This is a genomic window from Roseovarius halotolerans (genome assembly GCF_900172255.1).
Lineage (GTDB): Bacteria > Pseudomonadota > Alphaproteobacteria > Rhodobacterales > Rhodobacteraceae > Roseovarius > Roseovarius halotolerans.
The window spans coordinates 262,470-275,436 of the sequence record NZ_FWFU01000003.1 but is presented as its reverse complement, the minus strand read 5'-3'; the positions used below and the strand labels follow the sequence as shown (position 1 = coordinate 275,436).

Here is a 12,967-nt window from a genome sequence, read left to right as displayed (position 1 = left end):
GGCACCGGCAACGAATTGAAACGACTATTCAACATATTACTGTACTTGCTCCTGGCGGTTTTTGCATTAGGACTGACCGTATCCGGTGTCGTCTACTTTCTTTTGCGCGCCTCCGTCCCCGACTATGACGAGGATTTCAGTGTTGCGGGTATCGAAGGTCCAGTCGATATTCTGCGAGATGCTGCGGCCATACCGCACATTTCTGCAGACTCCGCTCCGGACGCCTATTTCGCGCTTGGTTTCGTTCACGCTCAGGACAGGCTTGGCCAGTTATTGAGGGCAAGGCGGGCAGCGCAAGCCTTGATGCCACTTGACCGGACGATCGAAGTTGAGCCTTCGACAGCCCAAGCGCTCGACGCATATGCCGCAGGTGTCAACGCGTGGCTTGGCCTGGTGTCCGAAGGCGGGCGCGGCAGAGGCTCACCCGATCTGTTGATCGCGGATGAGAGAATGATCGCAGCCTGGAGACCCGTCGATAGTCTCAGACTTGCCCAAGCGTTTCTGAACGATCTTCAACCCGAGAGACGGCAGAATGACCTGTCCGGCTTGTCAGATCTACCGATCCCGTCGGATCGACCTCTTTTGCCCGAGCTGTTTGTGACCTCGCCCAAGGTCAGCCTCGATGCTTGGGCGTTGCCTGGAGACAGAACAGCTACCGGAGCACCAATTCTCGCCGCCGATATACGTGGCCCCTTATCGCTGCCTTCTGAATGGTACCTGGCGGATATTCAACTCCCGACCGGAGCCGCGATTGGGGCTACATTGCCGGGTGTGCCCTTCATTGTCGTCGGTCGCAGCGAACGCGTCGCTTGGGCGTTCCGATCTGTGTCCCAGAAAGCCGTTAAAGAGCCAGAGAATCCCACGGCCGCGCAGGCCAGCAATTTTCTGATGATGCTTGACCGTCTGGCGCGGTCCGCCGATGTGAACGATGCTATGGACGCATGCATGAACCTGTCACCAGCCGGATTGGAGATTCTTGCGATCGACCGAGAAACCCTTGCTCGCTGGCCTGACAGGGAGGTCGAAACTCCTTTATCGTTTCGAGACGCCCGTCTGGCTGCTCTTGATGAGCGGCAGCCGATATTCTCGGTCGAGGGCGCGATTACGGTGCAGCGCGACACGGTCAGCGCTGCCGCGCGGGCGCTTCTTCCTATAATGGCAAAAGAGCTTTGGTTCGTGGGTTCCACAGGTGCTCTCGAAGAGAACCGCGCAAATGAGCTTCGCGGCGATATTCTGGATCAACTTGCCCAATGGAATGGCGACATGGATCGCTTTTCACCGGAGCCGCTCGTGTTCTGGGCCTGGGCGCGCGCGTTGCAAAAGCGAATACTTCAGGATGAATTTCCATCCGCGACGAAGGTCTGGGCCAGGCCAAATCCCGATGTCCTATTTGCGGTGCTTTCAGATCGCGGAGGGAGCGCAATCTGGTGCGACATCCGCCCGTCTACCCGCATCGAGACCTGCCAGGATCAGGTTCGTGCGGCCCTGGATGATGCCATCGGCTGGCTTGTCGACCGCTACGGACCCGATCCGTCCGCCTGGGCCTGGGGCGAAGCACACGCTTTGAATATGGGGTGGGCACCAATCCGATCGAGCGGGATCATCAGCGATCTGCTGTCTCTCGAAGCCCCATCTTCCGGCGATCCCGACACACTGATTGCAACACTGTTCACTTCTGACAATGACCGCCCGTTCGCGACCAGCGCGGGCACCAATTTTCAGGCGGTCATGTCGTTTTCGGAAGAAGCCGGATCCTATTTCATCGCGCCCGCCGGTCAGTCCGGCCACCCGCTCTCACGTTTCTATGAAAACCTTTTCCCCATGTGGATGCAGGGCAAATACCTTCCGATGTCCACTGATCTGTCCTTGGCCCAAGGTGGCGCAGTGGGAACATCTCGACTTTCACCAGTGTCCGTCGATGGGCCAGCAATACAACATGACAGGAGCCAATGATCACCTACTTCCTTAATTTCGACCCGTTTGGATATGCGATTTCGCCAGTGTCCCTTGTTTCCGTCAGTTTGGCCGCATGGTTCTACGTGCGCGGCCTCGCGCGATCCGCTCGCATTCGCGGGACGGTTTCTGTTTGGCGGCAAGCTCTGTTCTTCGCTGGCTTGACCTGTATTCTCGCGGCCACGAATGCGCCTCTGGCTTCGTTGGGGCACAGCCTCTTTTCGGTGCACCAAGTGGAGCATCTTCTCCTTCGCCTTGCAGGACCACTACTCATCGCGGTCTCTCAGCCGTGGCGATTATTGCAAGCCGGTTTGAACAGACGGTGGCGTCGATACCTCGGCGCTCTTGGAAAATCTATTACTTTGGGGCTCTTGGCACATCCGGTAACCGCCACTGCCGCGCTCATCACGTCGCTCTTTATCTGGCAGATTCCAGTGCTTTACGGACTTGCGCAGCGCATCGCGGCGATCGAGGTGTTCGCCCATTTTGCGATGGTGCTGGCAGGGATCTGGTATTTCGGCATGCTCTTCGACCCGAGAGATCCCCCTGAGGGCGCGAGGCGCGGCGCAAGGCTGATCTCCGGTTTTGCGGTGATCGTTTCAAACATTTTTCTGGGTTCCTTGACGACACTCAAAGAGGTGAGCCTCTATGCCTCCTACCAAACGGCGGGAACCGGGTTGCTCGATCCCCTGTCCGACGAAACCATGGGTGGCTACACGATCTGGGTCCCGTCCTCGATGCTGATGATCGCCGCGATCATTCTGGTCATGAACGGGTGGAACGCGGCCGAGGTGCGTCGCTGGAATTCACGATACGAGTTGGTGCGAGGCTCGAACTCCGCGGCGCTCGAGTTTCCGGAAACGGCCGAAGAATTGCGTCTGAAAGTGGCAAAGCCAAACCGCGACATGGGCCGGACGCTCGCCATAGGCGCCTTGGTCATGTTCTTCATCGTCATGACGACGGTGGTGACTATTGTCTATGCGCTTTGAACAGAGGAGCAAATCAAAGGTTGTACCCACGTCTTTTCCCGCGATCGACATTTTCGCTGCACCGTCGTCGCAGTCAGAGATTTTGGGCACACTATCTCGGGCTGGCCAAGCTCAGAGGACACGAACGATTTTCTGCACTAAAGTTGACCATCAGAACAGACCCACCAGCCTTTGACTGCTGACGCCGCCGCCTCCTGAGTCTTGCTTTGCTGAATTTCGCGAGAACTTGATGCTGCGCTACTTGCCGCTCTCAGATTGCAGGAGGGCGTGTTCGAAGGCCTCCAGCGTGGTCGTGCTGACGTGATGCTCGATCCCCTCCGCATCGCGTTCCGCAGTCTCTTCGTCGATTCCCAGGCTGAGGAGAAACGCGACGACGATCCTGTGCCGCCGGCGGCAGGCCTCGGCCAACTCCCGACCGGCATCCGTGAGGAATATGGCGCGGTAAGGTTCCCGCCGCACCAGGCCAGCAGCTTTGAGTCGCGAGATGTTCTTGGTCACGGTCGGCGGCTTCACTCCAAACCGTTCGGCGATTTCCACCGGCCTTGCCTCTCCGCGCGACTCGATCAGTTCGGCGATCAGTTCAACGTAATCTTCCGCCATTTCGCTCTCATGTGCCTGACGCACGGTCGCGAATCCCTCAGCCTGTGCTTCGGGAGCCCTGTCGACAGTTTCGAACGGTTCATGTTCCTGTGATTGCAGCTTTGTCATACTTGGGACTTTGCAGGGAAACTGCAGGATTGACAACTTGTTTGCATAGGGTAGATAAATTAGCCGTGGCTAACTTTGAAGTTGGGAGACCACGGTGATTCAGAAATTCCTTGGAGCGTTCATTGCCGCACTCGCAAGTGCGCTCGTCCTGTCCGGACCTGTCGCTGCGACGCCCGCCAAGGAGGCCCCATGGCTTCCAGAGGCGGCGGCCTACCGGTTGACTCTCTTCCTCGCGAATCTCGAACCGCTGCCCTGGGATGACGTCGGGACCGCCTGGGCCGAATCCTACCGGGGTTCGGAATTCGCTGTCGGTGCATTGGCTTGGCTGAACGGCAGCAGCGACATTGGACCCGCGCCCCTTCTGAACGCCATAACTCGCAAGGACCGCCAGGCGGTCTTCGCCGAGGCGACGCGGCTGATAGCGCGCAGGATCGACGAGGAACTGGACCGGGCAGTCATGGCCGACGACCCTGCACGTGCACAGCAGGCCGTGCGGACAGCTCGAGAACTCTATCGCGCATTCGCGGACGGTATCGCGGCTGCTGATCCCGACGCTTCGAGACGCATCGGCCTCGCCTGGCTGGAACTCAACAGCAGCACAGGCTCCGCCGGTGTTCTTGGTGCTGGTGCCACACCCGCGAGTCGCAAAACCATGGAAGCCGCGCGCGAAGTCATCTCCGGCTATCTCGCCGAGAATTACCTCGTTGACGATTTCGCGCCCCGCCGGACGCTGAGCGCGCTGCCGGAAACTGTTGTCCTAAGTGGCCGCACCATCGAGGTGCCGCCAAGCCTGCCGCCGGGGTCTGACATGTTCGATCAGGATCCGCTGCCGCGCCTCGTCCTCAATTTCGAGGAGCAGGGCATCGACGAGACCGACCTGCCTTTGGTGGCATATGGCGACATGTTGTTCGACAGCGCGCAAATCTTTGGCAATCCGGCGCAGGACCTCGGGGTCGCTTGTTCGACCTGTCACAACCGCTCGGACGTCAACCAGCGGCTTTTCATTCCGGGTGCGAGCCATCAGCCAGGCGCGATCGATGTCGATGGCGCCTTCTTCAATCCGATCTTCAATGACCGGCGCGATGATCCGATTGACATCCCCAGCCTCCGTGGCCTGCGTTTCACCGGGCCCTACGGCCGCGATGGCCGCTTCGCCTCCTTGCGTGATTTCACCCGCAACGTCATCGTCAACGAGTTCGGCGGCGATGAACCGACGCCCTTCATGCTGGATGCTCTGCTCGCCTACATGCTCGAATTCGACTTCCTGCCCAACTCCATGCTGACACCGGATGGTCAGCTGACCGAAGCCGCTCCCGAGGCCGCGCAGCGCGGCGAAGCGATCTTCAATACGCCCTTCGCGGCGCTCGGCGACCGTTCCTGCGCCAGCTGCCACGTCCCGGACACGAACTTCCTGGACCGGCAGGCCCATGATATCGGCTCGGTTGCGTCGGCCTACGATGGCGCCCGCACCGGTGCGATGGATACACCCACGCTGCTCGGCACGGCCTACACCGCACCCTATTTCCATGACGGATCTCTGCCGACGCTGGCCGCTGTCGTGGACTGGTTCGACGAATCGAAAGCGCTCGGGCTGACCGCGGCGGAGAGGGCTGACCTGACGGCCTATCTGGAGACCGTGGGCGCAGCGGATGAGCCCTATGAGGCATTCGACGCCGAGAACACCGCCTTCCGGCTGGCATTCTCCGAACTGACGACATTCGCCTCGACGCTCAATACGTTGCTGCCACAGAGGGATGCGGAGCACATTCTGCTGCTGACCGACACCGTCGCCGCGGACCTTTCGGCGGACGCCAGCACAATGTCGAACTTGGCTGCGCGGCCCGAGGTCTACGCGTTGGCCGAGCGGCTGGCCGAGGTCGGTGCCGCCGTGCGCGGTGAAGACTGGGTGGCCGCCGAAGCCAGTTGGACCGCGTTCAAGTCCGAAGCCGACGCAATCGAAGAGAGGGCATTCTGATGGCAATCCATCTGAATCGCAGAACGATGTTGGCACTGGCCGGTGCGGGCGCAGTATCGCTCGCAACCCCGTTGGCCGCGCAGGACACTGCGTTGCGGCTGGCTTTCATCCCGCAGGAGAACCCCGAGAAGCTTCTGGGCGACATTGAAGCCATCACCGGCTGGCTGGCTAGTGAGATCGACGTCCCCGTCGAAGGGTTTGTTACCATCGACCATGCGGCAGCGGTCGAGGCGCTGCGCAATGGCGACGCGGATATCTCCTTCATGGGCGCCCTGCCTTTCGTCCTGGCCGAGGCCGAGATCGGTGCCGTGCCACTCCTGTCCGAGGTCTACCGCGACGCGCCGAGCTAAACGGGTCGCATCTTCGTCCGGCGCGATAGTGGCATCGCAGGGCTTGCCGACCTGCGCGGGCGCGACATCGCCTTTGCCGATCCGATCTCGGAATCTGGCTATCTCTATCCGCTCGCCGAATTCGTCGAGGCTGGGCTGATCGACGGTCCGGGCGCGGCGGAGGCATTCTTCGGCCGCGTCTTCTTCGCAGGCGGCTATCAGCAGGCCATGCAGGCGATGGCCGAAGGTCTGGTCGATGCCGCGGGTGCCAGCCAGTATGCGGACCTGCTCCTGACGCCGCAGCAGCAGGCACAGGTGACATGGATCGCGGAAAGCCCGCCAATCCCGAGCCATGTCGTGATCGCGCGACCCGGGTTGGATGCCGAGGTGCAAGACCGCTTCACCAACGCGATGCTGCAGCTCAACGAACCTGAGAACCGCGACAAGCTGCGCTATCTCTACGGGCCGGACGGCTATGTCAGGGCCGACTCCGCCGCCTATGGCGGCGTGCGCGACATGGCACGGCGATATGGGCTCCTGGAATGAACATTGCGATCCGGATCGACGACCTGAACTTTGCCCATCCGGGCGGGAGTGTTCCGGCGCTGGAGCGGGTCTCGCTTACAATTTCGACCGGCGAAAGCGTCGCTTTGCTCGGCCCGTCCGGGGCAGGAAAAACAACGCTGCTGGCATTGCTCGACGGCAGGCTTCAGGGCTGGCGCGGGCGCGTTTCAGTCTTGGGTGCGCCGCTCGATCCCGACCAACCGCCGCCGCGCGCAAGCCGACCTGATACCGGTTTCGTGTTTCAGGAATTCGCCTTGGTCGAACGCTCCACGGTTCTGCGCAACGTGCTGAACGGCCGCCTAGGCCGGATGGCGCCCCTGCGCGCCCTGCTGGGGTCGCCAACGCCACATGATCTCGACATTGCGCGCACAGCCCTCACCGATTGCGGCATTGCCGATCTCGCCGAACGCCGGGTCGACAGTCTCAGCGGCGGCCAGCGGCAGCGCGTGGCCATTGCGCGGTGTCTCGCGCAGGAGCCACGGCTGATCCTCGCCGACGAGCCGGTGAGCAACCTCGACCCCACCCGCGCTGGGGAGGTCTTGGCGCTGCTGACCGGGGCGGCGCAAGCGCGCGGCGCAACGGCGCTGTTTTCCTCGCACCAGCCCGACCTGGCGCGGCGTTTCGCGCAGCGCATCATCGGCATTCGTGGCGGGCGGATTGCCTTCGATGTGCCGGCCTCCGAGTTGAACGAGGATGCGACAGCGGAGCTCTATCGGGCGGTTGAGCCAATCCCCGGTATCGGCCTCAGGGCGGTGTCCTGATGGCGTTCCGCGGGTTTGGCGGCTTTACGACGAGTGGTCTGATCGCCGCCGCGATCCTGTGGTCCTTCGCCACGACCGATGTCGAGTTGTCGCGTCTCATGTCGGCCGGCCCGCGCATTGCCGATTTCCTCGGTCGGATGTTTCCGCCTGACCCGACGGTGATGGCCGAGATCAAGAAGGGCAGCGCGGAAACGCTGCGGATCGCGATCCTCGGCACCCTCGGTGCTGTGATCCTGTCCGTTCCCCTCGGCATTCTCGCGTCTGAGACGATGGTATCGCCTGCGGTGTTCCGGCCGATCCGAACGCTGCTTGCTTTCATCCGGGCGATTCCGCTGATCCTCGTGGCCATGCTCATGGTGGGCGCTGTCGGGCTCGGGCCGTTGCCCGGCATCATCGCGGTCGCCTTTCATGCCACCGGGATGCTCGCCAAGTTCTATGCCGAGGCGATCGACGGCGTGTCCCGCGCGCCGATCGCCGCACTGGAAAGCGCGGGCGCCGGGCCGCTCGTGCGGCTCAGATACGCGATCTGGCCGCAGATGGCGCCGGTCGTCGCCCGCGACACGATTTTCCGGTTCGAGTTGAACCTGCGCGAGTCGCTGATCCTCGGCATTGTCGGCGCGGGCGGGATCGGTTTTTACATCCAGACCTACGTGCGCTCTTTCCAGTATGACAAGGCGGCCAGCGTCACGATTGCCGTCGTCGTCATGGTCATCGCCATCGAAGCTATCAACGTTGCGCTGCGCCGTCGTTTTGCCTGACCATCAGGTATAGATGTCGATCGGTGTCCCGTCCCGCACCATGGCGTAGATATCCTCGATCTGCCGGTCGGTGACGGAGATGCAGCCCGCGGTCCAGTCGCGTTTGTTCATCGGGTCGATCCCCTTGCGGGGCCCCCCGTGGATGAAAATGTCGCCACCCGGCGATTTTCCTTGCGCCTCCGCGAACGCGATGTCGGCCTCATTGGGATATGAGATGCCGATGGAGAGGTGGAAGAGGCTGTCCGGGTTGCGCCGGTCAATCGCGTAGGAGCCCTCCGGCGTGCGGCCGTCTCCTTCGAACTGCTTGTGGCCTTCGGGCGCGAAGCCCAATCCGATGGGATAGGTCCGCAAGACATCATCCGCCCCGTCCAGAACCAGCAGCCGCTGCGCCTTGTACATACGCAGCCGGGTCACTTCGGGACCGTTGTAGGACCGGAACTTGCCGGCACAGCCTGACAGGAAGACGCCCAATCCGCCCAACAGCAAGACCCGCCGTGGAATTCTGGTATTCATCACCGCTCGACGCCCCTTTTGCGAGGTCTGGTTGATGTCAGACGTTACTCTACCGAAACCGCCGGATCAATGACCGTGCGCCAGTGCTCCCTTCGCCATCTGCTCGCCCACCGGTTCTCCGCCTGAAGGCCCGGCCTCAACCTGATGGCCGTTCAGGAGCCGAAGTGCGTTGGCGACCACCAGCAGAGACACGCCTACATCCGCAGCAATGGCGCCCCACATTGAGGCCATGCCGAACGCGGTCAGCCCGACGAACAGCGCCTTGGTCGCCAGCGATATGCCGATATTCTGGTGGATGATCGTCATGGCACGGCGCGAATGGCCGATAAGCCAGGGTACCTTGCCGATGTCGTCGGTCATCAGCGCGATGTCGGCCGTCTCGATCGCGGCATCCGATCCGACAGCGCCCATGGCGATGGCATAATGCGCCCGCGCCATGGCCGGTGCGTCATTCACACCGTCGCCGATCATCGCCACCATGTCGTGGCTTTCGACGAGTTCCTCAATGGCCGTCACCTTGTCTTCTGGCAAAAGTTCGGCGCGCACCTCGTCGATGCCGACTTCGGCTGCCACCGCGCGCGCGGTGCGTTCGTTGTCGCCCGTCAACATCACGATGGTCTTCACACCCTGCGCATGCAGGCGGGCAACGATCCCCTTTGCATCTGGGCGGATGCGGTCGCGAAGCTCCAGTACGCCGGTCACGCCGGTCTCGTCACCCACGGCAACGAGGGTGCTCCCTGCCCCTTCGATCCGATCCCGCAGATCCGCCGGAATGGCATTGCCGAACCCCTTCTCTTCGGCGAAGCGATCCGAGCCGAGCCAGATAACGCGCCCGTCGGCGCGTCCTTCCAGACCGCGCCCGGGCACGGTGCGGGTGTCCTCTGCGGCAGACACGGAAACACCATCGGCTTCGGCGCGCGAGAGGATGGCGCGTGCCAGCGGGTGTGAAGACCGCGCCTCCAGGCTTGCTGCCAGCGCCATGAGATCGCGTGCGGAAACGCCGACCAGTGGGTGAACCGCCGCCACCTCAGGCTCGCCCATGGTGATCGTCCCGGTCTTGTCCATCGCCAGTGCCGTGGTCCGCCCCGGCGCCTCGACATAGGCGCCGCCCTTGATGAGCACCCCCGCCCGTGCCGACGCGGTCAGCGCCGCCACGATGGAGACCGGCGTAGAAATGACCAGCGCGCAAGGACATGCGATGACCAGAAGGACCAGAGCATTGTAGAACCAGTAGTCCCAGGCGCCGCCGAGCAGCAGTGGCGGCACCAGCGCGATGGCGATCGCCAAAGCCATCACGATGGGTGTGTAGATGCGCGCGAACTTGGCCACCCACTGTTCGACCGGCGCGCGGCGGGCATGGGCATCGCCCACCATGCGAATGATTTTCGCGAGCACCGTGTCCGAGGCGGCCTTCGTCGCCCGCACCGTCAGTGTGCCCTCCCCGTTGATCGTGCCGGCATAGACCTCGTCGCCGGGTTCCTTGGGCACTAGCGCGCTTTCCCCAGTAATTGGGGCCTGATCGACGGCCCCTGCCCCGTCCACGACCTCACCGTCGAGGGGGATCCGGTCGCCGCCGCGCACGATAAACCTTGCATTGACTGCCACGGCCGCGGCCGGAACGTCGGATTCAGATCCGTCGTCGTAAAGAACCCGCGCCGTTGGCGGCGCCAGATCGAGGAGAGATGAAACCGCGTTGCGTGCGCGACCGACACTCCAGCTCTCAAGATAGAGCGACAAAGAGAAGAAAAACGCGACCGTCGCGGCCTCGAAGAATTCGCCGAGCCCGATGGCTCCTGCAACGGCCACCACCATCAGTAGGTTCATGTCTGGTGAAAGTCGCCGCGCCGAAGACCATGCCTTGGGCGCAACCAGCCAGACCCCAAAGAGGATCGCGACGGCGAAGATCCCTGCTTCCGCCATAGGCATAGGCACCTCGCCATGCCCCGCAAAGAGCCCGAGCGCGCCGCCCATGCCGGTCTCGACAATGTGAAAAAGGAATCCCGCCGCCCAGAAGCCGCCGCTCAACGAGGTAAAGCGCTTCTGACGTGCCAGATGCGCGGCCTGATCCTCTGCTGCATTGTCGGCGTCCCACGGTTTTGCGCTCATGCCGGTACTCGCGACCAGTTGCGAAACCTCGTTGTCCGAAATCCTGTCTGCGGTATCCAGAATCGTCATCCGACCATTGATGACATCGAACGCCAGATGCTCAGTCCCGCCGACTTTTGGACCGACCACCCTATTCAGGATTGCCACCTCTTCGGCACAATCCAGACCGGAGACTTGAAAATTTCGTCCATTCGAGGGGATGGCTTGTGCCAATTCCGTGTTGGCTCCAGCACCGCAGCACGCAGCACCTTCTCCATGAGAGTGGGAAACTCCGCTCGCATGTTTGTGATCATCACCATGATCGTGACTGCAGTCAGAGCTGTGCTTGTGGTCGTGGCGGTGGCCATTGGAAGACATGGGATTGACCTCGGGATTCGTTCATTCCACATTGAAATAACCCCTACAGTAACTAGAGCTTCAAGAGCTAAAACAAAAATTTGGTCAAGTAAGGACACAGACCTGCGGAACCTTGAAACGCGCCGCTAAGTCTGAAGACGCGGCTGACCTGCCAAAGAGTGAGATAGATATGCTTCAAAAATATGCGGTGATCATGGTTGCAACATTGGCCCTGGCTGGCTGCGCGGTGCCTTCTAAGGAAGACAACGATCCATTCAGGATCGGCAATGTTCCAGAATCTGTCGCAGCCCTCGCTGCACCCGACCAGGATCTCATCACGGCACGGCTACGTCCCGAAGATAATTGCTATTGGTATGCCCATAGTGGGCCGGTGGAAACGACCTTGGTCCCGTTGCGATCGGCAGGCGGCAATCCCATCTGCGTCGCGCGCCAATCCTGATTGACGCGTCCAAGCGTCGGATTGACGGCGCGGCTTGGGTCAACTCTGCGGAGTCACGCTGTCCTCGGCCGAATATAGGAACGCCGTCGAGCCAATCTCCACATTCGGATACAGATCGTTTATGTGCGCCATGACCATCCGGACGCAACCGGAACTGGCTCGGCCGCCGATGCTTCGCGGCTGTGGTGTACCGTGGATGCGCAGATAGGTGTCTCGGTCCCCGACATAGAGATAAAGCGCCCGTGACCCGAGCGCGTTCTCAGGTCCGGGTTCCATACCGTCAGCGATGTCGGCGTAGAGCTCCGGGTCGCGGTCAATCATGTTCTGTGTTGGCTGCCAATGCGGCCACCTGACCTTGCGCTTGATCGTGTAGACGCCTGGCTCATAAAGTTTGCCACGAGCAATCGCTACGCCATAGCGCATCGCCGTGCCGCCTTCCTCGATATGGTAAAGATAGCGCGCGACAGCATCGACATGGATGTCACCGGCCACAAGACCATCTTTAGTTATAACCCGCTGCGGCAGAAAGCGCGGGTGCAGGCCCCACGGGTTTGATGTGGCTGGGTTATAGCCCGGCGGTGTAATCTGTGCATCCCAAGCCGCCTTTTCCGCTTCAGTGGGCCAGGTGTCAGCGAGGAGCGGACTCGAGATAGACGCCGAGAACAATGCGGCAGTCGTCTGGATGAAGTGTCGTCTTGTCAGCATATAGATTGCTCCGTTCACGCATTGGACGGCAAACCGAACCTTACCCCGAACGCAGTGTTGTTCGCCCGGGAAAGAGTGAGGCGTTATTGGCAACTTGCTCCATGGTGCCGTTCTATGTCGGTGGCTTAACTCCTAAAGCTACTAGAGGTTCAAGAGAAATTTTGATGCCAGACGATCTCGGTAATACTTCGGGCCCGTTCGTTTCTTTATCAGTCTAAGCGCTGTCACGATCTGTGGGGTGAAACCAGGCTACTGCCACGATGCCGGGCCTCGTCTTGATCTTCGCTTCAATTGTGATCCTTAACTCGCTATGCCGAGCAGTTAAATTGAGCGCTTTCAATAATGGGTCTTTTCAACACGTTTGGCAGCAAGCCCCATATAAAATTTTGCCTCACGCGGAAGTGGTCGTGATGACGTGCATTGGGATATTATCGTTCACGCTTCGCGATAATTGTCACAAGCCCCAACACCTTCTGCGACCACATCAAGCAGGGCGTCTACATCATTTAAAAGAGCTGCTATGCGCGGACTGCTGATCCGGTAGCGAATGAAGCGCCCATCGCGGTCGCTGGCGACAAGTCCGCAATCCAGAAGGCATCGCAAATGATTTGACACGTTGGGCTGCGATAGCCCTGTGCGTTTGACGATCTCGTGAACAACCAACGGTCCTTCACACAGCACGCCCAGTATCGCCAGTCGGCTCGGGTCGGCAAGACCGCGAAAGAGCTTTGCCCTACGCTCGATGCCAGCGGCCGCAGCATTGCGGTCGGCGAAGACTTGCATCATATCACTCCTTGCTGATATGTTTGA

The 12,967-nt window shown here is 61.0% G+C and carries 11 protein-coding genes and 1 pseudogene; 7 read left to right on the top strand and 5 right to left on the bottom strand.

Annotated elements, in window-relative coordinates; all coding sequences use genetic code 11:
- The first annotated feature begins 15 nt into the window (after nt 1-15).
- Nucleotides 16-1,953 (top strand): penicillin acylase family protein, encoded by a 1,938-nt coding sequence (locus ROH8110_RS12450; protein ID WP_085818095.1) that lies wholly within the window; start codon nt 16-18, stop codon nt 1,951-1,953.
- Entirely contained in the window at nt 1,950-2,942 is a 993-nt protein-coding gene (locus ROH8110_RS12445) for a cytochrome c oxidase assembly protein (RefSeq protein ID WP_037275512.1), read from the top strand. Before ROH8110_RS12450 ends, ROH8110_RS12445 begins: the two co-directional genes overlap by 4 nt.
- Before the next feature lie 237 nt (nt 2,943-3,179).
- Here the strand turns inward: ROH8110_RS12445 and mntR are convergent, their stop codons facing one another.
- Nucleotides 3,180-3,650 carry a manganese-binding transcriptional regulator MntR gene (mntR, locus tag ROH8110_RS12440; RefSeq protein ID WP_005641374.1) on the bottom strand — a complete coding sequence of 157 codons (471 nt, stop codon included), beginning with the start codon at nt 3,648-3,650 and terminating at the stop codon, nt 3,180-3,182.
- A 94-nt stretch (nt 3,651-3,744) separates the two neighbouring features.
- Here mntR and ROH8110_RS12435 point away from each other — a divergent pair, with 94 nt between their 5' ends.
- From ROH8110_RS12435 to phnE, 4 genes and pseudogenes are all read left to right on the top strand, one after another.
- On the top strand, nt 3,745-5,625 hold the full coding sequence (locus tag ROH8110_RS12435; protein WP_085818094.1) for a cytochrome c peroxidase: 1,881 nt from the start codon (nt 3,745-3,747) through the stop codon (nt 5,623-5,625).
- Nucleotides 5,625-6,500: pseudogene (locus ROH8110_RS12430) on the top strand (phosphate/phosphite/phosphonate ABC transporter substrate-binding protein). Before ROH8110_RS12435 ends, ROH8110_RS12430 begins: the two are co-directional and overlap by 1 nt.
- Complete coding sequence (locus tag ROH8110_RS12425; RefSeq protein ID WP_085818093.1) at nt 6,497-7,279, top strand: phosphonate ABC transporter ATP-binding protein; 783 nt, start codon at nt 6,497-6,499, stop codon at nt 7,277-7,279. The pseudogene ROH8110_RS12430 and the gene ROH8110_RS12425 overlap by 4 nt, the downstream one beginning before the upstream one ends.
- Entirely contained in the window at nt 7,279-8,037 is a 759-nt protein-coding gene (phnE, locus tag ROH8110_RS12420) for a phosphonate ABC transporter, permease protein PhnE (protein WP_085818092.1), read from the top strand. The genes ROH8110_RS12425 and phnE overlap by 1 nt, the downstream gene beginning before the upstream one ends.
- A 3-nt stretch (nt 8,038-8,040) precedes the next feature.
- Here phnE and ROH8110_RS12415 read toward each other — a convergent pair whose 3' ends face one another.
- A complete protein-coding gene (locus ROH8110_RS12415; protein WP_085818091.1) occupies nt 8,041-8,550 on the bottom strand; it encodes a L,D-transpeptidase family protein in 510 nt (169 codons plus the stop codon).
- A gap of 66 nt (nt 8,551-8,616) precedes the next feature.
- Complete coding sequence (locus tag ROH8110_RS12410) at nt 8,617-11,013, bottom strand: heavy metal translocating P-type ATPase (protein WP_245962847.1); 2,397 nt, start codon at nt 11,011-11,013, stop codon at nt 8,617-8,619.
- A 169-nt stretch (nt 11,014-11,182) separates the two neighbouring features.
- Between ROH8110_RS12410 and ROH8110_RS12400 the strand changes: the two genes are divergently transcribed.
- The gene (locus tag ROH8110_RS12400; protein ID WP_005613342.1) at nt 11,183-11,452 is read left to right on the top strand and encodes a hypothetical protein; all 270 of its coding nucleotides are present in this window, start codon (nt 11,183-11,185) and stop codon (nt 11,450-11,452) included.
- Between the two features lie 39 nt (nt 11,453-11,491).
- Here the strand turns inward: ROH8110_RS12400 and ROH8110_RS12395 are convergent, their stop codons facing one another.
- Together ROH8110_RS12395 and ROH8110_RS12390 are read right to left on the bottom strand one after the other, a co-directional pair.
- On the bottom strand, nt 11,492-12,157 hold the full coding sequence (locus ROH8110_RS12395) for a L,D-transpeptidase (RefSeq protein ID WP_005613343.1): 666 nt from the start codon (nt 12,155-12,157) through the stop codon (nt 11,492-11,494).
- A gap of 435 nt (nt 12,158-12,592) precedes the next feature.
- The gene (locus ROH8110_RS12390; protein WP_425442834.1) at nt 12,593-12,940 is read right to left on the bottom strand and encodes an ArsR/SmtB family transcription factor; all 348 of its coding nucleotides are present in this window, start codon (nt 12,938-12,940) and stop codon (nt 12,593-12,595) included.
- Between the last annotated feature and the right edge of the window lie 27 nt (nt 12,941-12,967).

Excerpts from the sequence above, each read along its gene's own strand:
- ROH8110_RS12445 (WP_037275512.1), top strand. The coding sequence starts at position 1,950 with ATGATCACCTACTTCCTTAATTTCGACCCGTTTGGATATGCGATTTCG.
- mntR (WP_005641374.1), bottom strand. The coding sequence starts at position 3,650 with ATGACAAAGCTGCAATCACAGGAACATGAACCGTTCGAAACTGTCGAC.
- ROH8110_RS12425 (WP_085818093.1), top strand. The coding sequence starts at position 6,497 with ATGAACATTGCGATCCGGATCGACGACCTGAACTTTGCCCATCCGGGC.
- phnE (WP_085818092.1), top strand. The coding sequence starts at position 7,279 with ATGGCGTTCCGCGGGTTTGGCGGCTTTACGACGAGTGGTCTGATCGCC.
- ROH8110_RS12415 (WP_085818091.1), bottom strand. The coding sequence starts at position 8,550 with ATGAATACCAGAATTCCACGGCGGGTCTTGCTGTTGGGCGGATTGGGC.
- ROH8110_RS12410 (WP_245962847.1), bottom strand. The coding sequence starts at position 11,013 with ATGTCTTCCAATGGCCACCGCCACGACCACAAGCACAGCTCTGACTGC.
- ROH8110_RS12400 (WP_005613342.1), top strand. The coding sequence starts at position 11,183 with ATGCTTCAAAAATATGCGGTGATCATGGTTGCAACATTGGCCCTGGCT.
- ROH8110_RS12395 (WP_005613343.1), bottom strand. The coding sequence starts at position 12,157 with ATGCTGACAAGACGACACTTCATCCAGACGACTGCCGCATTGTTCTCG.
- ROH8110_RS12390 (WP_425442834.1), bottom strand. The coding sequence starts at position 12,940 with ATGCAAGTCTTCGCCGACCGCAATGCTGCGGCCGCTGGCATCGAGCGT.